At 39.3% G+C, this 23,948-nt stretch carries 22 protein-coding genes; 16 read left to right on the top strand and 6 right to left on the bottom strand.

Annotated elements, in window-relative coordinates; translation table 11 throughout:
- Nucleotides 1–49: 49 nt before the first annotated feature.
- From CXF74_RS15845 to CXF74_RS15835, 3 genes are all read right to left on the bottom strand, one after another.
- Nucleotides 50–259, bottom strand: a complete 210-nt coding sequence (locus CXF74_RS15845; RefSeq protein WP_101083505.1) for a hypothetical protein — start codon at nt 257–259, stop codon at nt 50–52.
- Nucleotides 260–471: 212 nt separating this feature from the next.
- Entirely contained in the window at nt 472–2,268 is a 1,797-nt protein-coding gene (locus tag CXF74_RS15840; RefSeq protein ID WP_101083504.1) for a DUF3413 domain-containing protein, read from the bottom strand.
- Nucleotides 2,269–2,273: 5 nt separating this feature from the next.
- Entirely contained in the window at nt 2,274–2,498 is a 225-nt protein-coding gene (locus CXF74_RS15835) for a DUF1414 domain-containing protein (RefSeq protein WP_101083503.1), read from the bottom strand.
- A 155-nt stretch (nt 2,499–2,653) separates the two neighbouring features.
- On the opposite strand from CXF74_RS15835, the gene yejK reads away from it, so the two are divergent.
- From yejK to CXF74_RS15805, 6 genes are all read left to right on the top strand, one after another.
- Nucleotides 2,654–3,715 carry a nucleoid-associated protein YejK gene (gene yejK / locus CXF74_RS15830; RefSeq protein WP_101083502.1) on the top strand — a complete coding sequence of 354 codons (1,062 nt, stop codon included), beginning with the start codon at nt 2,654–2,656 and terminating at the stop codon, nt 3,713–3,715.
- A 27-nt stretch (nt 3,716–3,742) separates the two neighbouring features.
- On the top strand, nt 3,743–4,609 hold the full coding sequence (locus tag CXF74_RS15825) for a 6-carboxytetrahydropterin synthase (RefSeq protein ID WP_101083501.1): 867 nt from the start codon (nt 3,743–3,745) through the stop codon (nt 4,607–4,609).
- Between the two features lie 96 nt (nt 4,610–4,705).
- Nucleotides 4,706–5,056 (top strand): HIT domain-containing protein, encoded by a 351-nt coding sequence (locus CXF74_RS15820; protein ID WP_101083500.1) that lies wholly within the window; start codon nt 4,706–4,708, stop codon nt 5,054–5,056.
- 13 nt (nt 5,057–5,069) lie between these two features.
- The gene (locus CXF74_RS15815) at nt 5,070–5,669 is read left to right on the top strand and encodes a penicillin-binding protein activator LpoB (RefSeq protein WP_101083499.1); all 600 of its coding nucleotides are present in this window, start codon (nt 5,070–5,072) and stop codon (nt 5,667–5,669) included.
- 215 nt (nt 5,670–5,884) lie between these two features.
- The gene (locus CXF74_RS15810; RefSeq protein ID WP_101083498.1) at nt 5,885–7,129 is read left to right on the top strand and encodes a COG3014 family protein; all 1,245 of its coding nucleotides are present in this window, start codon (nt 5,885–5,887) and stop codon (nt 7,127–7,129) included.
- A 111-nt stretch (nt 7,130–7,240) separates the two neighbouring features.
- Nucleotides 7,241–8,233 (top strand): LPP20 family lipoprotein, encoded by a 993-nt coding sequence (locus CXF74_RS15805; RefSeq protein ID WP_101083497.1) that lies wholly within the window; start codon nt 7,241–7,243, stop codon nt 8,231–8,233.
- Here CXF74_RS15805 and CXF74_RS15800 read toward each other — a convergent pair.
- Complete coding sequence (locus CXF74_RS15800) at nt 8,211–9,104, bottom strand: ketopantoate reductase family protein (RefSeq protein WP_232772551.1); 894 nt, start codon at nt 9,102–9,104, stop codon at nt 8,211–8,213. The genes CXF74_RS15805 and CXF74_RS15800 overlap by 23 nt on opposite strands.
- A 307-nt stretch (nt 9,105–9,411) precedes the next feature.
- Between CXF74_RS15800 and CXF74_RS15795 the strand changes: the two genes are divergently transcribed.
- A complete protein-coding gene (locus CXF74_RS15795; RefSeq protein ID WP_101083496.1) occupies nt 9,412–9,894 on the top strand; it encodes a YajQ family cyclic di-GMP-binding protein in 483 nt (160 codons plus the stop codon).
- 6 nt (nt 9,895–9,900) lie between these two features.
- The gene (locus CXF74_RS15790; protein WP_101083495.1) at nt 9,901–10,755 is read left to right on the top strand and encodes a DnaJ C-terminal domain-containing protein; all 855 of its coding nucleotides are present in this window, start codon (nt 9,901–9,903) and stop codon (nt 10,753–10,755) included.
- A 7-nt stretch (nt 10,756–10,762) separates the two neighbouring features.
- Here the strand turns inward: CXF74_RS15790 and CXF74_RS15785 are convergent, their stop codons facing one another.
- Nucleotides 10,763–11,185: a hypothetical protein gene (locus CXF74_RS15785; RefSeq protein WP_101083494.1), complete on the bottom strand. Its 423-nt coding sequence runs from the start codon at nt 11,183–11,185 to the stop codon at nt 10,763–10,765.
- A 185-nt stretch (nt 11,186–11,370) separates the two neighbouring features.
- Here CXF74_RS15785 and CXF74_RS15780 point away from each other — a divergent pair, with 185 nt between their 5' ends.
- From CXF74_RS15780 to CXF74_RS15745, 8 genes are all read left to right on the top strand, one after another.
- Nucleotides 11,371–13,290 carry a DNA topoisomerase III gene (locus CXF74_RS15780; protein WP_101083493.1) on the top strand — a complete coding sequence of 640 codons (1,920 nt, stop codon included), beginning with the start codon at nt 11,371–11,373 and terminating at the stop codon, nt 13,288–13,290.
- An 801-nt stretch (nt 13,291–14,091) separates the two neighbouring features.
- On the top strand, nt 14,092–15,813 hold the full coding sequence (locus tag CXF74_RS15775; RefSeq protein WP_198552880.1) for a sensor histidine kinase: 1,722 nt from the start codon (nt 14,092–14,094) through the stop codon (nt 15,811–15,813).
- Nucleotides 15,806–17,164 (top strand): sigma-54-dependent transcriptional regulator, encoded by a 1,359-nt coding sequence (locus CXF74_RS15770; RefSeq protein WP_101083491.1) that lies wholly within the window; start codon nt 15,806–15,808, stop codon nt 17,162–17,164. Before CXF74_RS15775 ends, CXF74_RS15770 begins: the two co-directional genes overlap by 8 nt.
- A 491-nt stretch (nt 17,165–17,655) precedes the next feature.
- Entirely contained in the window at nt 17,656–18,693 is a 1,038-nt protein-coding gene (gene phnD, locus CXF74_RS15765; RefSeq protein WP_101083490.1) for a phosphate/phosphite/phosphonate ABC transporter substrate-binding protein, read from the top strand.
- An 88-nt stretch (nt 18,694–18,781) separates the two neighbouring features.
- A complete protein-coding gene (gene phnC, locus CXF74_RS15760) occupies nt 18,782–19,552 on the top strand; it encodes a phosphonate ABC transporter ATP-binding protein (RefSeq protein ID WP_101083489.1) in 771 nt (256 codons plus the stop codon).
- Nucleotides 19,540–20,337, top strand: coding sequence for a phosphonate ABC transporter, permease protein PhnE (phnE, locus tag CXF74_RS15755; protein ID WP_101083488.1), 798 nt, complete (start codon nt 19,540–19,542; stop codon nt 20,335–20,337). The genes phnC and phnE (CXF74_RS15755) overlap by 13 nt, the downstream gene beginning before the upstream one ends.
- The gene (gene phnE / locus CXF74_RS15750; RefSeq protein WP_101083487.1) at nt 20,337–21,140 is read left to right on the top strand and encodes a phosphonate ABC transporter, permease protein PhnE; all 804 of its coding nucleotides are present in this window, start codon (nt 20,337–20,339) and stop codon (nt 21,138–21,140) included. The genes phnE (CXF74_RS15755) and phnE (CXF74_RS15750) overlap by 1 nt, the downstream gene beginning before the upstream one ends.
- 73 nt (nt 21,141–21,213) lie before the next feature.
- A complete protein-coding gene (locus tag CXF74_RS15745) occupies nt 21,214–22,023 on the top strand; it encodes an HAD-IIB family hydrolase (protein ID WP_101083486.1) in 810 nt (269 codons plus the stop codon).
- A 260-nt stretch (nt 22,024–22,283) separates the two neighbouring features.
- On the opposite strand, the gene CXF74_RS15740 is transcribed toward CXF74_RS15745, so the two are convergent.
- Nucleotides 22,284–23,900, bottom strand: coding sequence for a hypothetical protein (locus tag CXF74_RS15740; RefSeq protein WP_101083485.1), 1,617 nt, complete (start codon nt 23,898–23,900; stop codon nt 22,284–22,286).
- Nucleotides 23,901–23,948 lie beyond the last annotated feature (48 nt).

Raw genomic sequence — 23,948 nt, 5'->3', positions numbered from 1 at the left:
GCAGGTGACAAAAAAAATCCTACGTTAAGTAGGATTTTTGAAAAGAAAGTTAATAGAGCAAATAAAACAACCCTACGAGGGTGCAACTATTCAGTACACTATGTAATAACAATGCTTGGTATGCGTTATGGCATTGTCGAACGTCTGCGTAGCGATTAATTTTACCGGCTATGTTGCTTTCTTTTTTATAAAGAATTTCATAAATGTCACTTAACTTGTTTTCAAGTTGTGTTGTGGCGTGAAATGAAACTGAATTCATCTTCACATTCCTTTTATGTAGTTTTATCAACATATAACGACCCTGTTATATGCACCCACTTGTTTAGTTATCCGTACTTTTTTAGCGCTGTTCTGCTTGTACTTTGAACCTTATTTACTAAACAAATCCAACATATCATTAATGATGGATAAATAACCTGTTTTAAAACAAAGCTTTTTAAATAAGTGGGTTAGAGCTAACACTTTTACAAATTAGTTATTGAAACGACGCAGTTTTGACAAGACATCAATGAGCAGCGTGATATCAAACTGATCCTCATCGAGTGTAATACCTTGCCAGTTAATACTGGATATTTGCCCGTCATTATTAAACTGGGTTATTTTATCTTTTTCGTAAATAACATACTTTTTAAGGTCGCCAGAAAGTAGATAAGGTCTTGGGTTATTATCAAATAAACTTTGCCCGTCACTGTACTCTTTCGCGGTGTCTTTAATACCCAGTGCACCTTCCATCAGTGTTGGAACGATATCTGCGTGGCTGGTCATACGTGTGATGGTACGGCTATTTTCGCCCGGCCATAAAACAATTAAAGGCACGTGCGCATTATTGATAGCCGCCTGCGCTGATGATGCTTGCTCAAACGAGGCACCATTACTACCGGTGATAATCACAATGGTATTTTCAAGTGCTTTTGAAGCTTGTAATTTATCGACAACCTGTTTTATTTGACGGTCGATAGTTAAGACTTGTTGCTGATATAACGCCATTTTTTCAGTGCGTTGTGCCAAGCTAAAGTTACTCTCGTTGAGCGAGAGAGCATTACCATCTTGCTGGTAATAGATAAAACTAAACCAATTTTTTTGCTCATCTTTTGCGCCTAACCACTGTAACCAACCTTGGGTTATTTCGCTGTTGTTACCTGAATGCGCGTCACGTTTAAGCAGTGAAGCATCTATGCCACTAAAACTACTCTGTAAAAATTCAGGGTGCACAAAACCAATACTAGAAAACAAACCAAACTGGTAATCTTGCTCTTCTAAACGATCCATCAACACAGGTGGTACGTAGTTAAGCGTTATTTCAGGCCAGTAACGATTTGGTAAAGCGTAAAATAAGCTATAGATACCCTGTGCTTGATTGCTTGCACCACTGAAATGTTGGGTGTAATTCAAGCCTTGCTGCGTCAATGAATAGGTAAAGGGCATATTTTCTTTAGTGAGTACATCAGCTCGTAACGATTCAATCGCGATCAATAATATGTTTTTATTCGGCGCTCTTTTATCGTTGTCGATATACGTTAGAGGCTGTTTTGGGTAATCCAACGAACCGTTGTTATCACCGTGCTGTCTGGCAATGCGGTGCTCAAATTTTTCTTCAGTTAACCAACCCTGTTTAGTCAAAAATGTACGTGCGGTCATCGGGTATGAAAGTGGGTACAACGATTTTTGCTGGGTGATAGGGCGGTACTGTTTAGCATCTGCCCAAATATAAGCGAGATGAGTAATGACAAAAGCAATCATTAAGAAAATGGCAATCGGTTTACCAATGGCTTTTGCTTGTAACTGTCGACCTTTACGCCATACGAAGAAAGAGATGGCAAATTCAATCGCAAAGATGATAGGAATAGAGATGTAATGTAAATTGATTGAATAAATTTGCTCAACCTGCTCAGGCTGTTGTAAAAACTGCCAAATAAGCGGATTAAGATGAAAATCATAGAGCCTAAATATCTGCGTATCAACAATCAAAAAAGTGACCGCAAGGGTACTAATGCTGATAGCAAGAAATCGATATAAACGCTGCAGGGGAATAATAAACGCGAGCGGGAAGAGCACTAGCCCAAACACCACGGCGGAGACAAAACTAAAATGGCCGATTAAGCTGGTAAATTGATACGCAATACCCAGGCCTGAATCTGATAAACCTGCGTATCTTATATAACGCAGGCTGATCAAAGAAACCAGTATCAGGTTGAAAAAAGTAAACCAATGCGCCCAGTTAACTAACCGGGAGACGTTATCGTGGAATTTGTGACCAGTTTCAACCATAGTGATTATTTTTCTTTTGTGTTGATAGAAGCACTAAATGCTTTTACAAATTTCTCGCCAATCGCTTTACGCTTATTGACAGGCACTTGGCTATTGATAATGTGCGTTAAGCTATTACCTAATACCATGAGGCTCAAATCCACTGACACGTCATTTTTATGAAGTACTTCCATGACTTCATCTAGGATTTTTTCGATTTTTTCGTTTGAGTATTTAGAGATAATTGGCATTAGCATTCGTCTATATTGAGTTTAAAGAAAGATATAATACCTCACTCAACAAAAGATACCAATCTTAGGCTGCGGGTTTTTATTTATAAAACTGATTTTCTGTATCGTGCTTTGGTGGCATAATCACTTTTCTCTTTAAAATTTAGGCGCTATTTATGAATATCTCTGCAACGAATGTTATCTTACACTCGCTAAACTACAGCTCTGAAGGCACGTTACAGTGTACAAAACGTGAGGGTGAACTGCCTATTTCACCTTCTATTGAACAGTTTTTAACAAAAATACACAGCACTTACCAAAGCAAAACCAATAAAGCGTTTGCTTCTTTTCCGACTGACTCAGATAAACCACAGGTTTTTCAACGTGCATTAGAACAGCAAATGGCTGGCGATTTAGATTTTGTGAGCTTTTCACAAACCGCGGTTGATTGTTTATTAGCAGAATTATTAAAACAAGACTTTGCTGAACAGGGCATTTTGTTAATCAGTAAATACAGCTGGACAGCCAGCGACTATCTATTAATTGCATTGCTTCAAAATAATGAATCAGTGAGTGTGAATGAAAACCTAGAATTAACCACCAGTCAGCATCTTGAAACCAGTAAAATTCAACTAGTGACACGCATTGATTTAACATTATTAGCCCGCTCTCCTGAATCAAACCGCTACTTATCGTTTATTAAAGGACGAGTTGGTCGCCAAGTCTCTGATTTCTTTTTAGATTTTATGGGCGCACAGGAAGGTTTTGATGCTAAAGTTCAAAATCAAGTGCTGATGAAAGCGGTAGAAGAGTTTTGTGAAAAAGAAGCGTTACCTATTGCACAAAAACAAGAAGTCCGTGAAGTGGCTTTTGATTACTGCAAAGAGCAGTTAAAGCAGGGCGAAGATATCGCATTATCAACGCTGTCTGAGCAATTACAAGAATCACCAAAACTTGAAGGTAGTTTTTATGATTTTGTCAGTCAAGATTACCAATTAGAAGAAAATTTTCCCGCAGATCGCAGTGTGATGCGTAAATTAACAAAATATGTGGGTTCAGGCGGTGGTGTGAGTATTAGTTTTGATCAAAAGCATCTTGGCGAAAGTATCCAATATGACGCAGACAGTGATACGTTAACGATTAAAGGCATTCCGCCTAACCTTCGCGAGCAATTAAAACGTGATGCAACGGGTGTCTCTGCGTCAGACGAAGACGATAATGGCGAAGCGCCGTTTTAAATAGCCGTGTTTTTATAGGATTATTAAATGAAATTATTTGTACGCGACTTAACGGTCATTGATGCGACATATTTAGATGCCCAACGTGGGTTTGTTGGCGAAAGTTATATCGTAGATGTCACCTTAACGGGCATGCTTAATGAGCAGTCTATGATTTTAGACTTCTCATTAGTTAAAAAACAGATTAAAGCGATTATAGATGCAGAGGTGGATCATAAACTGATCGTGCCGCATGCGTCAGCAAGATGTTCTGTAACCATGGAACCACAACGTACACAGGTTGACTATAAACTGAATGATAACAGCTATATTCAATTAAAATGTCCAAGCGAAGCTTACTGTTTATTAGAAAGTGAAGACGTTTCTATTGAAGTGATTGAAACCTATTTAGAGCATATTATTTTATTACAACTGCCTGAGAATGTCGGTGAGTTGGAAATTAAATTACGTAGCGAAAAAATTGAAACACCGTTTTACCACTATACACATGGTCTTAAAAAACATGATGGTAATTGCCAACGTATTGCCCATGGGCATCGTTCTAAACTTGATATCTTTGTAAACGGTGAGTTTAACAATCACCTTGTGCAAGATTGGGCAAACCGTTGGAAAGACATTTATTTAGTTAGCCAAGACGATATTATCAAGAAGGGTGATCTTTCTTTTATTGTTAAAGCTAATGACGTTGAAAAACTATGCAGTGCCTACCATGCGCCACAGGGGTATTTTGAGTTATTAATGCCTGCACACCGTTGTGAAGTATTACCAAGGGACACCACGGTTGAAGAGCTTGCTGACTTTATTTGTGAGCAAACTAAAAAGCGTGTTGGCAGTGACAAAGTGACTGTTTATGCTTACGAAGGTGTAGGTAAAGGCGCGATTGCTGAGCTGTAGTGAGTATTAACTTGATGTAGGTTAAACCGCTGGTTTACCTACGCACTGATAATATAATCAAACAGTTCACTTGCTTGACGTAATAAAGGAAAAAAGATGCCAGAAGAAACCATATTTAGAAAAATAATCAATAAAGAGATCCCATCGGATATGCTTTATCAAGATGATTATGTCACCGCTTTTCGTGATATTTCACCACAAGCTAAAACACATATATTGATTATTCCTAATAAATTAATTGCGACGGCAAACGATATTGAAGTCGAGGACGAAGTCTTAGTAGGGAAACTCTATACGGCAGCAAAAATGTTGGCTAAGCAAGAAGGCATTGCTGAGTCAGGCTACCGTTTGATTATGAATTGTAATCGAGATGGCGGGCAAGAAGTCTACCATATTCACCTACACTTACTTGGCGGACAACCGCTGGGTAAAATCGTTTCTATCTAACTTGGAGTTTTACATGAACATCAAAAAAAACATGCTATTTATCGCCTTTGCAACATTATTCCTGAGTGCTTGTTCAACGTCTGTTGAGCGTTTAGATTCACAAAAAGAAGTGGATTTAAGTGGTGCTTGGAACGACACTGATTCACAATTGGTTGCGCGTGAAATGGTTGAAGATTCTCTTTCTCGTGCTTGGATTGGTAAGTTTGTTAAAGCCGAAGGCAAAGACCCAGCGGTTATCGTCGGTAAAATACGTAACCTAAGCCACGAGCATATCAACACCAATACCTTTATTGCAGACATGGAACGTGAACTGATCAACTCTGGCGAAGTTCAATTTGTTGCTGCATCAGGTGCACGTGATGAAATTCGTGAAGAACGTGGCGACCAAGACTTAAATGCGACGGAAGAAACACGTAAAGAGATGGGCCAAGAATACGGCGCTGATTACATGATGCAGGGTCAAATCAATACCATTATTGATGTTGATGGCACTACACAGGTACGTTTCTACCAAGTAAACCTTGAACTGATTAGCATTAAAGATAATCGTAAAGTATGGGTTGGCCAGAAGAAAATTAAAAAGCTGATTAAAAATAGTAAATTACGTGAATAATAATGATTGAATTGAGGCGTTAAGCATACCATTTAGTCTAAAAAGGTGATTATATTAACGGGTTTAAATCAGTCATTTCAGTGTTGAAAGTTGAAGGTAATAACCCTTTCAACTTTTGCTTGAAAGTGACTCATTTTTACAGCGGAATATTTAATCACTAAGGTAGAGTTAATGATCTAAACGCTTTTTTCTTGTTCTTTTTATAACGGCCATTCATGAAAAAAATTATAACTGTTTTTCTTATTGTTTTACTCAGTGCCTGTGCAGGTCAGCAACGTGAAACCAACAAACTAGCAAACCAACTACAGCTACAAAATCCCCTACATGTCCTTGAACAGTTACAATTGACTGAGCCTCCTGAGCGCGATTATGCGCAATTTCATCTCAATGTCGGTTTATTACAACTGTTATCTGGCGATTTCCCCGGTTCGATAGAAACACTTACCCAAGCTAAAAAAGAGATGGCAGTATTGACCGCTACCTCGATCAGCGAAAATGCAGCCGCTGGCACAGTCAACGAAACCTTGCGCAGTTATAGCGGTTATCCGACTGACCGAGTGATGGTGCACAATATACTTGCGCTGAGTTATCTGTTTAATGACGATATCGATGGCGCGCGTGTTGAAATGTTACAAGCTGATATATCAATGCGAAAATTGGCCAGTAAAAAATCACTCGAAGGGCAGTTGGCAAGTAGTCACTTGTTGGCGGGCATCATTTACGAACTCTTGGATGAGCAATCCAACGCGCTAATTAGTTACAAACATGCCGAAGAACTGCTGACGCAACGAAAATTAGCGATACCGAAGAGCTTAAAAAAGTCATTATTACGCATGAGTTATGCGGTAGACAAAAATGGCCAGTATAGTCGCTATAAAAAACGCTATAGTGGTTTTCCTACGCCAATAAAAAACAATAATAACCAAGTGTTTTCACTGTATTTTGATGGTGTTGTGAGTAATAAAAAACAAAATTCGATTATGGTGCCAAGTGGTAATGGCGAGCAGTTAATTCGCATTGCGATGCCTGCTTACCCAAACATGAATTACCGTATCACACATGCTAAGTTGTCCGATGCGACGCAACAATTTAAGACTGAGTTGATTGAAAATGTAGAAGTATTGGTACGTGAAGATTTATCGGCAGAGTATCCTTCTATTTTGTTATTAACCACGGCCCGTGCCATCGCAAAATATGAACTGGTTGCACAAGCGGATAAAAAAGATTCTTTGTTTGGTACCTTAGCCAACTTAGTGACCGCATTAACTGAGATTGCCGACTTACGCAGTTGGAATATGTTGCCATCTAACATTCAAGTTTCGTATTTAGAAACGAAAGATACTGAACTTAAAATTGATAGTATTAACGCAGTGCAACAAAAGGTTGCGCTTAAAGTGGGTTCGAAGAATTTGTTATTAATATCGAGTTTAGACACACCTGTTTTCCACTATGCTCAATAACGATAACAATAAATATAACCACTAACAAACATGTTTCATGTTCACAGAAAATCATCGTGTTGATACGCTAGCATTACTCGATAACAATACTTACGCATCAAAGAGGTCTTTATGAAAAATATTCGTCTTATATTATCTATTATTAGCTGTTTATTGATTGCTGCTTGTACGTCAACAAGCCATGAAGAGAAGCGACCAGAGTGGATAGATAATGCCAAAGCAGTTTACCCGAGCAACGATTATTTAACGGCGGTGGGTCAAGCGTCAAAGCTTGATCGAGCGGGGAAGAATGCCAAAGCTAACCTCGCGGAAATTTTTTATGTCAATGTGCGTGCAGAAACCAATACACTCACTCAAGCGACAAAAGAAGAAAGCGCATTAGGGGTGACGATGGAAAGCTCAACGTCATTGCAGCGCAGTATTCAGACAGAAACGGACCAAGCGATGAGTGGGGTCATCATCAAAGACAGCTGGTTAAGCCCATCAGGTGAATATTACGCGTTAGCGGTACTTGAAAAACGCAAAGCAGCGATGAGCTTAAATGAATCTATTATGGAGCTTGATGAGTCCACGTCTGACTTGATTGATTTTAGTGTGAACACTGCGCCTAATAGCATTTCATCATTAAATGCGTTACGTGAGGCGCGTGATGAACAGATGGCGCGTCATATGTCTAACCTGCAACTTAAACAAGTGAGTGTATCGGGTGTGCCAACCGAAATCTCAACACGAAAAATTGAACGCTTGATTGCTAAAAAATTAGCAACGATGGAAGTGTCTGTTGATATTGACAGCGCGAGACACACTAAAAGTGTGCAGTCTGGTTTATCAAGATTAGGTGTCAAGGTTGTTGCAAGCGCTAACATCGTAGTGGCCGCTCAAGCAGACCTGACTGAGCCCGCATTAATTAATGGTTGGTATTGGTTACGCGGTAGCTATGAATTGTCAATTTCAGAAAACGATCAGGTTATTAGTCGTAAACGTTGGCCAGTGAAGGTTTCAGCTAAACAAGAAGACTTATTAATACCGCGTTTACAAGACCGTATTAATGACAAAATTTCTCAGTATTTAACAGAGCTTGTTAGCGATTATCCAACACTGTAATTTTCTCATAAAGAGATTGAATGAAAGGCGTTTCAATGTGATGTTGTGACGCCTTTTTTAATAGATATCCACTAATATATTCATTCTCAGTGTGGCGTTTAAAATGGATGTCGCGATTCATTGATGAATAATTTTCAGCGGTGGCATTAATAACCCCATTAATGGTGCTTAATAATTCATCTTGGTTAAACGCTAAGCCCATCACGCCTAACACGGGCATCACTTCATTGATTATCTTCTCTATTTTGAGTTGATAATCCTGCTCAGCAAGCACACCATTTTTTATTTGAAAAATTGCAGTAAGCGGATTGATAGCGATATTAATTAACAGTTTAAGCCACAGTTTTTGCTCAATGCTGTCATGCCAATGGGTATTATCCAGGGCTTTATTGAGGGACGTTGCTAAATGCGCGTAGCTTTTTGCCTGTGCATTAAACGGGCCTAAATAAGAGATGCCTAAACCTGTTTGTTGAATGTCTGACGGGCTTTTTAGTAAACAGGCATTGGCTGTTGTCGCGCAAATAATAGGATTTTTAGGGAATATTTCAGCTACCTGCTCAGCGGTTCCCATGCCGTTATGCATCAAAATAATGACTTGATTCACGGCGATATTAGCACGTTGCGCGAGTAACGCTTGTGTCACTTGTGGCGCCTTAACACAAACCAAAATAGGCGAGATTGAATCGGTTAATTGTGTTGAATGAGAGCAGGGTAACGAAACGCGATGACCTGATAAATCTTGGTATGTGAGTGTTTGCAGTGTCTTTTTTTTTCGCCTTACAAGGTGTACTTGTTGACCGGATTTAAGTAGGTTAGCCGCCCATAAACAGCCGATAGCGCCGGACCCAATTATCTGCCACATTGTTTTCATTTACTGTTCTCCTTAAATTCATTTTTATACTCAACACTGCCGATACTACCATAACCTTTTCCAAAAATGGTTTATTGGAAATTAACGGTTAGCATCGGAGGCGCGCAGTAAAGGTCGCCGGATGTAGTGCCTATTCCTCTAAAAAATAGCCTTGTCAGCATCACGTAGGCTAACGGCCCACTGAGCGACTTTCTTATCGTGGCTCTTTTATCTTTAAAATTCCATTTTAAGCGTCGTATTTCGTAGCCCCAACTGAGAATTTCTGGTAACTTAGCGGTTATTTTATTGAATTAGTTAGGAGTATATAATGCCTTCATTTGATGTTGTTTCTGAAGTAGATGTAGAAGAACTAAAAAATGCTGTTGATAACGCCAATCGTGAGCTAAAAACACGTTTCGATTTTCGTGGTGTAGAAGCAAGATTTTCCTTTGAAAAAGGCATCGCAAAACTATGTTCTGAGCATGACAAACAGTTACGTCAACTATTAGATATTCTACGTATGCATGTTGTTAAGCGTGGTATTGATGCTAGTTCAATGGATACAGAAAAAGCGGCTCACAGCGGTAAATCTTGGTCACAAACCGTGAAGTTTAAAGAAGGTATCGACCAAGCGATGGCTAAAAAGATTGTTAAGCTCATTAAAGATAACAAAATGAAAGTACAAACGGCTATTCAAGGTGAAGAGTTGCGTGTAACGGGTAAAAAGCGTGATGATCTACAAGCGGTAATGAATTTGATTCGTGGCGCAGAACTAGGTCAACCGTTCCAATTTAATAACTTCCGAGATTAAAGATAAATGTCAAAACGAGATTGTTATGAAGTGCTTGGCGTTAGCAAAAATGCGTCAGACAAAGAAATAAAAAAAGCCTACAAAAAATTGGCAATGAAATACCATCCAGATCGTAACCCTGATAACCCAGTGGCTGAGAATAACTTCCGTGAAGTTAAATCTGCATACGAAATTGTCGGTGATGAAGAAAAGCGTCAACAGTTTGATGACTTTGGTCACGGTGCATTTGACGAAAATGGTCAAGGTCGCCAAGGCGGTGGTTTCGGCCAGCAAGGTGGTGGTTTTGATGATATGTTTGGTGGCATGTTTGGTCAGCGCCAACAGCAGCAACAATATCAACCACAGCCAGAAAAAGGCTCTGATATTATCGCAACAATTGATGTCTCGTTAGAAGAAGCGGTTGAAGGCTGCTTGAAGGAAATTAAACTGCCAAACAACCCTGTGTTGCTTGAAGTGACTATTCCTGCCGGTATCGATTCAGGCCAACGTGTGCGCGTACCTGCTAAAGGTAACCCTGGTTCATTAGGCGGTCCATTTGGTGACTTGTTAGTTGAAGTTCATATGGTAGAGCATGATACGTTCCGTCGTGAAGGACGTGATTTATACTGTCTAATCGAAACGCCTTTTACAACTGCAGCCCTTGGTGGCAGTTTAAAAGTGCCTACTTTTGCGGGACATCTTAATATGAAAATCCCACAAGGAACACAAGCGGGCAGAAAATTCCGTCTTAAAGGCAAAGGTATCAAAGCGATGCAAGGCGACTTAGTCGGCGATCTAATCTATGAAGTAGTGATTACAACACCGACTGAATTAAGCTATCACCAGCGTGAATTGCTAGAACAGCTTGCTGAAACACTGTAACTGTTAATTAGATCTCATCACCTTGCGTGGTGAGATCTACTTCGTACCACCATTCATTAAAATTTTGCTGGCCTTCTTGCCATGCTTTATGACTCTCAATTTTTATATCGCTCCAAATACCTTGGCTTCCCTCTTTACCGTCTTGCCAAGCCTCACTGCTTTTATCTTTGCTAACATCCCATAATTCTTTGGAATCTTCCTTACCTTCTTGCCAAACTTCACTGCTTTTGTCTTTGCTTGTTTCCCATAATGCTTGAGATCCTTCTTTGCCATCTTTCCAAGCTTCTTTGCTGGCCGTTTTGCCGGTATTCCAGATCTCTTTGAATGTCTCTTGATCAGGAAAACTAAATGAATCTGCCTCTTGTTGCTCGCTACTGTGCGCAAACAAACTAAATAGACTGAGTCCGATAATGACTAACGTATGTTTCATGATAATAATTCCTCTTGTTGAGCTGACATATTACTCAAATTCTCTCGCTTTACCAAATGCATTAAATTAATGGAACTGGTATTAGTCCCAAACTGTTCTTAAAAAGTCATATTTACTTTGATAAAGCTTGAACTCTAAGTAAAACTTAACTACTGTGTAAAAAAACAGTCAAAGAATCTATTACCATGAAACTCTACATTGCTGAAAAACCAAGTCTTGCACGTGCTATTGCCGATGCGCTACCCAAACCCCATCGTAAGGCGGATGGCTGCATTCACGTGGGTAATGGTGATATTGTCACTTGGTGTATCGGGCATTTATTGGAACAAGCTGAGCCCGAGGTTTATGATGCAAAATATAAAAAGTGGGCAATTTCTGATCTGCCTATCATACCGACTCAGTGGCAACTCAAACCAAAAACTCAAACCAAAAAACAACTCGCGGTGATAAAAAAATTAGTGAAACAAGCGAAGGTAATCGTTAATGCCGGTGATGTAGACAGGGAAGGTCAAATCCTGGTTGATGAAGTGATCAATTATTGTGGCGCGTCGAAAACTAAGATTGCTAATGCACAGCGCTGTTTAATTAGTGATATGAATATAGCCGCGGTAAAAAAAGCCATTAATAACTTAAAGGCAAATAAAGATTACATTCCATTGGCTGTTTCAGCGTTAGCCAGAGCCAGAGCAGATTGGTTGTATGGTCTCAACATGACGCGCCTGTGCACGCTACAAGGGCAGAAATCAGGCTACCAAGGGGTATTATCAATTGGCCGCGTTCAAACACCAATTCTGGGTTTAATCGTTAACCGAGATATTGAAATTAAGAATTTTGTGTCTAAATCATTTTATGAAGTCATCGCGAACTTGGAAACTAGTGAGGGCATAAAGTATCAAGGGAAATGGAAGCCGAGTGTCGCCTGTGAACCCTATATGGACGATGAAAATAGAGTGTTATCGAAAAGCCTCGCCCTGAAAGTCATCGAACGAATAGAGGGCCAACCAGGGAAGATTGTTAAAGTCGCTCAAGACAAAAAAAAGCAACAAGCACCGCTACTTTTTAGTTTATCTGGCTTACAAATTTCAGCGGCCAAAGCGTTTGGTATGAGCGCTAAACAAACGCTCGATATTTGCCAGCAACTTTACGAAAAGCATAAACTGATCACCTATCCGCGCTCAGATTGCCAATACCTTCCCAAAGAGCATCTGAATGATGTTCAATCGGTTACGCGCGCCATGAGTACGGTATCGAGTAAATCGGCAAAAATGCTTGAACATGCAGATTTGAATTTGAAAAGTAGGGCGTGGAACGACAGTAAAGTCGGGGCGCATCATGCCATTATTCCAACGGCGAGAAACAAAGCAACCGGTGTATTATCGGCTGATGAAATGAAAGTATATGAACTCGTTGCACGGCAATATATCGCACAATTTTACCCCGCTTTTGAGTATCTTGATAAACAAATACATACTGAAATTGTAGCTGGGCTGTTTATCAGTAAACAAAAAGACATTTTAAAAAATGGATGGAAAGATTTATTTCCCTCTTCCGCTAAAAATAAAGAACAATCTGAATTCTCATCGATTAACTTACCTAATGTGAAACTGGGAGAGGTGGTGCAGTGTATAAAAGGTGATCTCATAGAGAAAAATACCACGCCACCTAAGCATTTTACCGATGCAACGCTACTCGGGGCATTAACGGGGATTTCCAGATTTGTTACTGATGTTGCGATAAAAAAGGCATTACGAGAAACAGATGGACTGGGAACGGAGGCCACAAGAGCGGGCATTATTGAACTGCTTTTTAAACGAGAATATGTGCTCAAAAAAGGCAAAGAGATACATGCGAGTGAGGTCGGGCTTAAATTAATCACCGCACTGCCTAAGCGAATATCACAACCCGATATGACCGCTTTGTGGGAATCACAATTAGAATCTATTTCTACGAAGTCAATGAGCTATCAAGCGTTTATAAGTGGCGTTCAAGGGAATCTTGAACTGCTTATTAATGAAGTTAAAAACATTAACTTTATCGGCTTGCCAACAACAGCGAAGAAAAAAACCTTTCAGAGAAAAGCGAAACGTATCAGCAGAAAAAAATAATTTTTCTGCTGAACACTTTAAATTTTGTGTGTGTGGCGAACTGACTGGTCCGTTAGAGAATAGGAGGTAACGATTTTAAAAGTCTTAAAATAATTATGCCACACTACCTATGCCACACATTAATATCATGACATTACGAACATTAATCTGTTCGAACACTCAATTTTGCTTAGAGAATGTTTAATATTTGTTAACGGAGCGTATATTTATTGTAAATAAATAGGGCGCTTATATTTATCGCAATATTTATTCTGGTTTAAAGTAGCAAAATATTAAGGTAATCGGAGTGTGAGTATCTTGAACATCGATATCCACTCAGTTAAAGACTAAGAACATTTTCATGACAGAAAAATTCATGGATACCCGAGTGTAATTTACAACGATAATAAATGAATGGCCATTCCCTCATTACTTGTCTTCATTTACCCCTTCATTAACTACTTTATTGAATAATTTAAGCAACAGTTTATTCCAACACTGCAATACGATAACACCTTAATAGTGAATTTATTATTAGTGTTTAAGCCTGCCGGCTTTGTGAATATCTCATAAAGAGGTTGGAAGTTATAAATTGTAGTCATAGATAAGTAGGTAATGATTAATGTTAAAAATAACAAACTCCCTTAAGTTGTCCATTTTAGATTCCCTATGTTGCTAACTAAGGCAAGGTACTCTGGTATTGGGTTTAGGCTGATTTTTGCATTCAGCGTACTCGCTTTTTCGGCTATTCTGGTGTCCAGCGTTTCATACTCCACGTTTCATGAAACCTTAAACCGGCTCACAAAAATCCAGCAAGTAGATATGGCCTCTTTAGAGGAAGCTGCTCGGCTGAACGATCTTGCTCGTGTCATTATCTCTGCATCATTTATCATTCTTTCTGCTGAATCGGGCCAAGAGCGTGACCAAGCGATGAATGAAGTTGAGCACTCTCTTACCACTATGAGTGACTTGATGGTTAATTTTGCAGATTATAATAATTACTTCAAAAACCTGATTAGCCAGATCAATTACAACTTAAGCCTGCTTTACGCGAATGAAGTAAAAATACAGGGTTTAAATACAGAGTTTAGGTCGCTGTTAGGTGGCTTATTACCTTTATTGACGGAGACGGATCAGTGGTTGTTAATGTTAAGCGCAGAACAAAAGTCGCGTATTGAACTCAATAATTTGCGTATTTCACTGCATTATCAATTTGGTTTGGCAGAAAAACTCTATAACGACCTGAGCTATAACGAGCTTGATAACACTATTTTACGATTAGAAAAAGTAGGACTGGATTGGTGGGGCTATTGGCAAAGAAAGCCGTTAGCGGGGGACTATGGAGAACTCGATAAACGTCTTTTGTTAATCAATAATATGATGTCTCGAAAGGGAAAGCTGTTTGCGCTAAAGAATCAACAGATTGATTTAAGCTATCAACAGAAGTTTCTCTGGGAAAATAGCCGACAGCAGATACATCAACTTGCAGTGCAAGTGGAAAGCTATGCGCAACGAGTGAATCAGCAGGTTGACTCTGAAATTGATGCAACAGAAAAACGATTAACCAAGAATATGGCGTTAGCGTTTTTAATTTCATTCTTTAGTCTGTGTGCCGCCATTTTCTTCTCTTGGTCTTATGTGAAAAATAATATTTTGCAACGTATTCGCGATTTGCAAGCAAGCATGCGCTTAATTTCTTCGGGAAAACTGAATACAAAAATTAATATTAAAGGCCATGATGAGATCACTGAAATGGCCAAAGATGTACTGTTGTTTCAAGAAAACTCTCAAAAACTAGAGAAAACTAATAAACAGCTAATATCGTTACAAAATGAATTAGTGCAGTCAGGAAAGTTGGCTGCTTTAGGGGAGCTTAGTGTGGGTATCACACATGAAATAAACCAACCCTTAACGGCGGTTAATAGCCATTTACATAGCGCATCAATTTGGTTGGAAAGAAAGCAATTAGACAAGGTGAAAAACAACTTATGCAAGATAGAAAAGTTAATTGCTAAAACCTCGGTCATCACTCAGCATTTGAAATCATTTGCACGTAAATCCGATGGGAAACTTGAGAAAGTGAGTGCTAATAGTGTGATCAAAGAGGCGCTAGAGTTGCTATCAAGCCGTATTGATCATGGGAAATGTAGCATTACTTATGTTGATAATAACCACTATTTTGTGTGGGCCAATGCCATTCGTCTTGAGCAAGTGATGGTGAATATTATTGCCAATGCACTAGATGCTGTAGCAGGCGTCAGCGAAGCGAATATTCATATTTCGCTCACTGAAAATGACGACACTATTTTTATCAAGGTGAAGGATAACGGTGAAGGTATTTCAAGTGATGATTTAGCCTATATTTTTGACCCGTTTTTTAGCAAAAAGATGGTTGGCAAGGGGCTCGGTTTAGGTCTGTCGATTACCTTTAATATTATTAAAGATTTTAATGGAAACTTATCAGTGCACTCTGAATTAGGTAAAGGCGCGATTTTTACCATAGCATTAAAAAAAATAAAAGAAGGATTTTCTAACCATGAATAAACCTAAAACAGTGGTATTAATCGATGATGAAATCGACGTCATTGAAGCGTTAACCGAAATGCTTGAGCTAGAAGGCTTTGAAGTATTGCCATTTACGGACCCTAAAGCTGCGTTAAAATCCTTAAGACCTGATAGTTATTGCATTGTTTTATGTGATGTTAAAATGCCTCATATTGATGGTCTAACACTGCTTGATGCCATTAAAAAACGCGTACCAGGCTTACCTGTTTTATTGATGAGCGGGCATGGTGATATCCCGATGGCGACGCAAGCGATAAAGAATGGCGCTTATGATTTTTTAGAAAAACCGATGGTGCCGTCAAATTTAATCATAAAATTAAATGAAGCCTTTGCTAGGCGTACATTAGAAATACCGGGCTGCGCTTTGGATAATAATAAATCGCCTACTATTGAAGAGTTTGTGATTGGCGAATCAAAGAGCATAGAGCAGATAAGACAAAAAATATTACTGTTAGCACAAACCGGGGTTGATACCATTATTAATGGTGATACCGGCACAGGAAAAGAAGTGGTTGCTAATGCCTTGCATCAATTTAGCCAGCGAAGAGATCAAGCCTTTGTCGCCATTAACTGTGGTGGTATGACCGAGAGTATTATTGAAAGTGAGTTATTTGGTCACGAATTAGGCTCATTTACCAATGCCAGTAAGAAACGCATCGGTAAAATAGAGCTCGCAAATAATGGCACGCTTTTTCTAGATGAAATCGAGAGCATGCCCATCGGCGTGCAAATAAAATTATTACGTGTACTGCAGGAAAGGGTGGTTGAGCGTGTCGGCGGGAATAAACTGATTCCTGTTAATATTGTGGTGATTGCCGCCAGTAAAGCCAACCTAGAGGCATTGAGCGATCAAGGCGCCTTTAGGAAAGATCTGTTTTACCGATTAAACGTTGCCAGTATTAATATACCCAAATTGAACAAGCGCATTGAAGATGTGCATCCACTATTTTGTCACTTTGTACAAAAATCCTGTCAAAAATTTCAAGCCCAGCCTCCGGTTCTTTTGTGTGAACAATTATTAGCTCTGAACATGCACGATTGGCCCGGTAATACCCGTGAATTGAGAAATGTTGCCGATAGGTTTGTATTAGGTATTGATGGACAAGGTTTTAACCTACAAAACACGATGCCGGAAAATACTGACGAAGGTTTTGATTTTGACTTACAAATGGAAGGTTATGAAAAAGCCGTATTATCGGAAGCCTTAGCAAAATCAGAAGGTAATATTAATGTTTCTTCTGAGCAGTTAAACCTGCCGAGAAAAACGCTCTATCGCAAATTAAAAAAATATAATATTAATAAATCAGACTTTAGAGTGAAAGTTAAATAGGGCTAAATCATATTGATAGCCCGTTACTTCAAGTTGTTTATTTTACATCTTGAAGTAACGATTAAATAAGTGTTTTTCTTCACTCATCCCCCCCAAGTACCCCATATTGTTTAAATATTACCTGCATTAACGCCTTTCTGCGCGAAAGGCGGAGAAGTATCGATGGACAAACTTTTCACTGACAGAGCCTGCCGATTAGCTTCCGACAAAAGCGTTGATGTTAAGCGGTAATGAAGGGGATTATCTAATACTATTATCGAAGTCATTAGCAGAATCAGCCCCAATATCGAGGCTAACATAAAGGACAGAAATGACCCTTTTAGCTGTTTTAAGTCGTTAATTTAAATGACTTAATTGACTCAAATGTCTTGTTCGTTTTTCTTGTTTATTAGTTAACTTATTGATTGTTATATTTTTATTGTTCTTGGTACGAGAGTTGCTCTATAGAGGTTGATAGATCAATGACAAACCCATAATAAAAAGGAAGTAAAATGAACAAATTATACAAAGGATTAATTATTGCAAGTGCATTATCTCTGCCGACGATTGCATTCGCTGATGAATGTAAAAATCGCGGTGTACTTGATGATAGATATTGTGATGAAAATAATGATTTGGTCGCTGATTCGCCTAAAGACCCAGAACAATGGCGTGATCCTAGCACATTAGTTTTCACTTATACGCCCGTTGAAGATCCTGCCGTTTACAAAGATGCTTTTAAAAACTTTCAGGAACATTTAAGTAAAGTCACGGGTAAACGTGTTGTTTATTACACAGTGCATTCTAACTCTGCGCAAGTTGAAGCAATGCGTTCAGGTCGTTTACATATTGCGGGATTTTCGACGGGCCCAACTGGGTATGCCGTTAATTTAGCCGGTTATGTTCCTATTGCAGTTAAAGGCACGGCGGAAGGTTTTCAGGGATATAACCTTATTACTATCACTAGAAAAGACAGTGGTATTAATGAAATGTTAGATCTTAAAGGGAAAAAAGTAGCACATACTTCTGCCTCTTCAAATTCTGGTAATTTAGCGCCTCGTGCTTTATTTCCACCTCAAGGTATCGTGCCGGATAAAGATTATAAAGTGCTTTACTCTGGTAAGCATGACCAATCAATCTTAGGTGTCTACAACGGGGATTATGATGCTGCCCCTGTTGCTTCTGATGTTTATGATCGCATGGTTTCTGCAGGTCGTGTTGATGATAACAACCTTCAAATTATTTATCGTAGCCCAAAATTTCCAACCTCCGCTTTTGGTTATGCTAATGACCTACACCCTGATTTAGTTAAAAAAATCAAAGAAGCGTTTTCAACGTACCGCTTTACGCCTGAAATGAGCGCCACCTTCAAAGGCGCGGACAGATTTGCACCTATTACTTATAAAGAAGAATGGGGTGTGATCCGCGATATCGCTCATACAACGGGTACTGCTTATACAAAAGCTGGTTTACAAAAGTTAGCACAAAAAGCAGCTGCTAAAAAAGCGGCCAAACAGGCAGCTGCATTAGCTACAGATAAAAAATCATAAGAATAATAATAAAAAAAATAAGTTTAGGTGTCGGCACTTTTACTGTCGGCATCTACTGAATATTTAGCAGATACAAGGAATAGTCATCATGGGCTCTACAAGTTCAAACGCAATTAAGATTAACAATCTCCATCACGAATACGTTGTTGGCAAGCCGGTGCTTAAAGGCATTAATATCGATATCAATGAATCTGGGATTGTTGCCATCATTGGCCCATCGGGCACCGGGAAAAGTACACTTCTGAAATGTATTAATCGTTTAAATGATCCTCATGAGGGTGAAATACTGTTTGATGGTGAAGATTTAACCAAATTGAAAGGCACGGCTCTACGCAAAATTCGCCGACATATCGGCATGGTGTTTCAGGAATATAATCTGGTTGAACGACTCACTGTTTTAGAAAATGTATTAAGTGGACGTTTAGGTTTTATGAGTTCATGGGATGCATGGCGCAGAAACTATAAACCAGAGGATTTAAAGCAAGCCTTTGAATTATTGGAGTTAGTCGGATTAACTGAATTTGCCAATCAACGTGCAGATGGTTTATCAGGCGGACAACGACAACGAGTCGGTATTGCCAGAGCCGTTATGCAGGGGCCTTATTTGTTATTGGCCGATGAGCCGACGTCGTCACTGGACCCAAAAACAGCGGTTGAGATTATGGAGCTAATGGAAACCTTTGCGCAACGTAATGATATTCCCGTTTTACTGAATATCCATGACGTTAATCTCGCTAAGCGTTATGCCAAAAGGATCATCGGCATGGCGAATGGCAAAGTACATTACGATGGCTCGCCTGAAGATATTACCGAAGACGACCTTAAGGTTATTTATGGAGGTGAATCATGGATGGAATAACCAATACAAAAAATACCAATGAATTAAACCCGTTTAAAACCTCATTAACAAACCGTCTTATCTGGTTGGTGATTGCAGCTTATATATTTTACAGCGTGAGTGCGTTAGGGCTAACACTCGATCGTATATTACTCGGGTTTGGTGAGAGCGAACGTCTACTTTCTAGAATGTTTCCGCCTGATTTCTCGCGCGTCAGTTTGTTAGTCAGTGGTGTGGCTGAAAGTTTGCAAATTGCGATTATTTCGAGCTTTTTTGGCATTGTTATTTCACTGTTTATCGGCTTATTAGCCGCCCGTAATATGATGCCTATTTTTATCACTGGGCCAGTGCGTGCTTTCATTGCGCTATGTCGGTCGTTTCATCCGGTGATTATCGCGATTATTTTTGTTAAAGCTGTGGGCTTTGGTGCACTCGCAGGCATATTAACGTTAATCGTTGCTTCAATTGGTTTTATTGCCAAATTATTTGCTGAAGCGATTGAGGAAATTTCTTTTAATCCTGTTGAAGCTATCAAGGCAACTGGGGCTAGTTTTTTTAGCGTGATTATTTATGCGGTTATGCCACAGGTGTTTACGCGCTTTATCGGGTTTGCTAGCTACCAATTAGATTCAAATTTAAGAAACTCAACCATGGTTGGCATCGTTGGCGCAGGTGGCTTAGGTGGCACGTTATTCTCGGCATTCCAACGATTTGATTATGATTTTGTTGCCGCCATTTTACTTACTATTATCGCCATTATTCTGGTTGGCGAAATGCTCTCAAACATAGTTAGGAGGATTTTCTAATGACAACGTTAAGTATCGATTCAGAGTGGACAAGGTTTACGTTAAAAGAAAGATTATCGCGCTTTAGTGTGTATCTTATTATTGTGATGTCATTGATCTGGTCTTGGCAAAGTGTCGAAGTGATTCAAGAGTTTTTATACGATGCGCCTGAGCAACTGATGGATATGTTTGATCGCATGACACCACTGGATTATGCCTATTATCCAACCACTATCCATGCTGCATTAATTGAAACATTACATATCGCGACATTAGGCACGCTAATCACGTTAATTTTTGCAGTGCCTTTAGCCTTATTAAATGCAAATAATATAACGCCGAATAAGGGACTGAACTGGATTTCACAATTCTTTTTAGTATCAACGCGTTCTATTAACTCTTTAGTCTGGGCTTTGTTATTTATTGCCTTATTTGGACCTGGGGTTATTGCAGGCATCATGGCCATTGCAATTCGCAGTATTGGTTTTGTGGGTAAGTTATTATCTGAGGCATTAGCGGAAGTGAATATGGGCACCATTGAGGCGTTAAAAGCCACTGGTGCACCGTGGGGCAGCATTTTAGTCAAAGGTTATTGGCCACAGGTGATGCCTGCTTTTTATTCTATAGTGTTATTCCGATGGGATATTAATGTGCGTGAGTCCGCGGTATTAGGTTTAGTAGGGGCAGGTGGTATAGGTGTTGTGCTTAATGATGCGCAAAATTTATTTCAATGGCAAAAAGTGGCGATGGTGCTAGTGAGTATCTTTGCAGTGGTTATTGTTGCTGAAGTCGTGGCCATTCAGATTCGTAAACGATTGATATAGTCTTTAGCCCCATGTTGCTTGACGGCGCATGGGGTTAAATTGTTAACTGACTTTATGTGCATAAGAGAATCTAATGAAACAACAGAAACAACAGAAACAACAAAAAAACACCTTAACAAGTGACTGGAAAACGGTGCAGTGGGTCTTGACGGATGTTGATGATACCTTAACTTGGCAAGGGAAATTACCACCAGAAACGTTAATCGCGTTGGCAGATTTACAACAAGCAGGGATAAAAGTGGTGGCAGTCACCGGCGCTTGTGCGGGTTGGTGTGATCATATTGCACAACTTTGGCCTGTTGATGCCGTTATCGGTGAAAATGGGGCATTTATTATGGAGAAAAAAGAGGGATATTTAACATTAACCTCGGACGCTTCCATGTCTTCCATTAAGAAAAATCAAGCGAAATTGAAAGCACAAGTGATGGATATTTTAGCGGATTACCCGGATCTTAATTTAACCCTGGATCAATCTTATCGTCTATGTGAAGTCGCCATTGATATCGGCCAAAATCGAGAGTCTGTCGCACCTGATATTATTGCACAAGTGGTTTGTAAAATTAATAAGTTAGGTGCACATGCAACAGCAAGCTCAATTCATATTAACAGTTGGTATGGCGAGCATTCTAAAAAAATAACCTCATTAAATTTTTTGCAGGAAAAAGGTTTATCCAAAGCTGAAATAATCTCACAAACCTGTTATATCGGTGATTCGATGAATGACCAATTTATGTTTGCAGCCTTACCGAAAAGTGTTGGTGTTGCGAATATTAAGCATTATTGGGACAAACTACAGCATCATCCAGAATTTGTGATGACTGAACCTGGGGGGTATGGTTTTGCTCAGTTTGCTAAACAGTTACTTGCCATTAAAGCTGGGTAATAAAGAACAGCAACCTAAAGTGCGCTAGTAAGCCACTAATTATACTTGTAGTTTGTTATTACCACTAAAACTCAGTTTACGTAAATAATCCAGTGCGCTATATCTAAATGGGTAAATTATATAAAACGAAGAAGGGGGAGTTAACAATAAAGGAATAAAAAAGGGCCGTAACAATGAACAGATAGTGCATTTGTAGCACTTTCTGTTCATTAATATTGTATGCTTTATGTTAGTTAATAAAGTGAAGATTTTAAACTGTTCTACTGACTACTGCTTCCGACGGTGTTAAAAATTTCTTTTACATCAACATTTACAGTTGAAATATCGGTATTGCTACTATTACCACCATGATGATCCCTACCCCAAGTGATAACAGTACCGTCTTCTTTTAACGCGGCAAAGGCTCTACTGTTTGACTGAATAGACAAAACATTATTTAGTTGATCGCTCACATGCGAGGCATCACCACCAAAATAAATTCTCCCTTCGATTGTGACTGTACCATCATTATTTAATACCGCCACAGCACCACTAGTCTCATGCATACTTTTGATATCTGTTTTTTTATAGTTTGGATAAGGTCCTTTTAAATTGGCAGTAGCAACAGAATTAGTTGTACCGTCCCACTTTGTCCAACTAAAAGATCCTCCTCTTGATGAAAGGCTTGTTGCATTTTCTACTTTTTGCTCTGTTAACGAAGTATCACCCCAGAATACAATAGTGTGATTTTTTCTTAATGCTGCAAAAGCAAACTCGGTTGAAACAATACTGTAGACCTTACCAATTTTATTACCTTTATTCTCTTCATTTTGAATCACTGGGGCTACACCGATATCATTGATATTATCACTCCATGAAATAATACCACTCTCTTTTCGTGCAGCAAATAGAGTACTGGTTGAATGAATCGACAGTACTTTTTTTGCACCTGCTAAATTTTCTGATAATGTTGGATTAGTCGCCTGTACTTTTCCCCAACTTACAACCTTGCCACTTTCATTTAATGCAGCAAAAGACAATTTAGTTGATACAATAGAGGTGATATTTTCTAAATCAATTCCAGTACTATCACCGCCGTTTTCAGCATCTCCCCATGTAAATACATTACCATCCACATCTAAGGCTGCAAAAGCAGAGTCGTTTGAAAAGATGGTATCTATTTTTTCAAAGGTTACTGCATTGCTGTCGCCTCCATTTACAGGATTTCCCCAAGAGATAACTGTGCCATCTTTCTTTAATGCGGCAAAAGCGCTGTTGGTTGAGAATATATTCACTACATCAGAAAGTTGAGCTTGAATTTCCTCGCTGATAACTCCTCCGTCACTGTCCAGTCCCCATGCAACGACGCTGCCGTCCGATTTTAATGCCACAAAAGCATTATCGGTTGAGTGCAGACTGCTAACATTAATCAGTTTCAGCCGTTTTTCCTCGCTAAAGCTACCTCCCATTGTAGGATGGCCCCATGCAACGACGGTACCGTTGGATTTTAATGCCGCAAAAGCTAGATTGTTTGAATAGACAGCATCGACCTTAATGTTTTCTATATAACTAACTACATACTCTCTAGGGGAGGGTATACCTTTCTCGTTCATTGGGGTTATTTCTAATGCAATAGACTTGTTATAATCTTCTTCTTGAAGGATGTAACTATCACCATTTGAAATTGGGGTGTTATTAATAAACCAGAGATATCGATTGTTTTCACAGCCGTCACACGGCACATTTGCAGTAAACTCATCATTGGAAAAGTCGATAGTTGCACTGGTTATTTGCGCATAAACAGGACGAGTCGCATCTTGACCTGCTGCGCCGCGTTGCCCCTGTGCGCCGTTTGTGCCCGCTAAACCATGGTCGCCTTTATCACCACGGCAGAACATTATAAATGTTGATGTAAATTGAACTTTTTAGCAAAGTGAGGATCTGAT

The organism is Psychromonas sp. Urea-02u-13 (assembly GCF_002835995.1).
In the GTDB taxonomy this organism is placed as follows: domain Bacteria; phylum Pseudomonadota; class Gammaproteobacteria; order Enterobacterales; family Psychromonadaceae; genus Psychromonas.
Note: the sequence above shows the minus strand (reverse complement) of the source record. Positions and strands in the feature narration are given on the sequence as shown.

Bases quoted from the DNA above. Each gene is read 5' to 3' on its own strand.
- CXF74_RS15835 (WP_101083503.1), bottom strand. From the start codon at position 2,498: ATGCCAATTATCTCTAAATACTCAAACGAAAAAATCGAAAAAATCCTA.
- CXF74_RS15820 (WP_101083500.1), top strand. From the start codon at position 4,706: ATGCCAGAAGAAACCATATTTAGAAAAATAATCAATAAAGAGATCCCA.
- CXF74_RS15845 (WP_101083505.1), bottom strand. From the start codon at position 259: ATGAATTCAGTTTCATTTCACGCCACAACACAACTTGAAAACAAGTTA.
- CXF74_RS15825 (WP_101083501.1), top strand. From the start codon at position 3,743: ATGAAATTATTTGTACGCGACTTAACGGTCATTGATGCGACATATTTA.
- CXF74_RS15815 (WP_101083499.1), top strand. From the start codon at position 5,070: ATGAACATCAAAAAAAACATGCTATTTATCGCCTTTGCAACATTATTC.
- phnE (WP_101083488.1), top strand. From the start codon at position 19,540: ATGGATGGAATAACCAATACAAAAAATACCAATGAATTAAACCCGTTT.
- CXF74_RS15840 (WP_101083504.1), bottom strand. From the start codon at position 2,268: ATGGTTGAAACTGGTCACAAATTCCACGATAACGTCTCCCGGTTAGTT.
- CXF74_RS15795 (WP_101083496.1), top strand. From the start codon at position 9,412: ATGCCTTCATTTGATGTTGTTTCTGAAGTAGATGTAGAAGAACTAAAA.
- CXF74_RS15780 (WP_101083493.1), top strand. From the start codon at position 11,371: ATGAAACTCTACATTGCTGAAAAACCAAGTCTTGCACGTGCTATTGCC.
- CXF74_RS15745 (WP_101083486.1), top strand. From the start codon at position 21,214: ATGAAACAACAGAAACAACAGAAACAACAAAAAAACACCTTAACAAGT.
- CXF74_RS15785 (WP_101083494.1), bottom strand. From the start codon at position 11,185: ATGAAACATACGTTAGTCATTATCGGACTCAGTCTATTTAGTTTGTTT.
- CXF74_RS15740 (WP_101083485.1), bottom strand. From the start codon at position 23,900: ATGTTCTGCCGTGGTGATAAAGGCGACCATGGTTTAGCGGGCACAAAC.
- CXF74_RS15775 (WP_198552880.1), top strand. From the start codon at position 14,092: ATGGCCTCTTTAGAGGAAGCTGCTCGGCTGAACGATCTTGCTCGTGTC.
- CXF74_RS15790 (WP_101083495.1), top strand. From the start codon at position 9,901: ATGTCAAAACGAGATTGTTATGAAGTGCTTGGCGTTAGCAAAAATGCG.
- phnC (WP_101083489.1), top strand. From the start codon at position 18,782: ATGGGCTCTACAAGTTCAAACGCAATTAAGATTAACAATCTCCATCAC.
- CXF74_RS15805 (WP_101083497.1), top strand. From the start codon at position 7,241: ATGAAAAATATTCGTCTTATATTATCTATTATTAGCTGTTTATTGATT.
- phnE (WP_101083487.1), top strand. From the start codon at position 20,337: ATGACAACGTTAAGTATCGATTCAGAGTGGACAAGGTTTACGTTAAAA.
- CXF74_RS15800 (WP_232772551.1), bottom strand. From the start codon at position 9,104: ATGAAAACAATGTGGCAGATAATTGGGTCCGGCGCTATCGGCTGTTTA.
- phnD (WP_101083490.1), top strand. From the start codon at position 17,656: ATGAACAAATTATACAAAGGATTAATTATTGCAAGTGCATTATCTCTG.
- yejK (WP_101083502.1), top strand. From the start codon at position 2,654: ATGAATATCTCTGCAACGAATGTTATCTTACACTCGCTAAACTACAGC.
- CXF74_RS15770 (WP_101083491.1), top strand. From the start codon at position 15,806: ATGAATAAACCTAAAACAGTGGTATTAATCGATGATGAAATCGACGTC.
- CXF74_RS15810 (WP_101083498.1), top strand. From the start codon at position 5,885: ATGAAAAAAATTATAACTGTTTTTCTTATTGTTTTACTCAGTGCCTGT.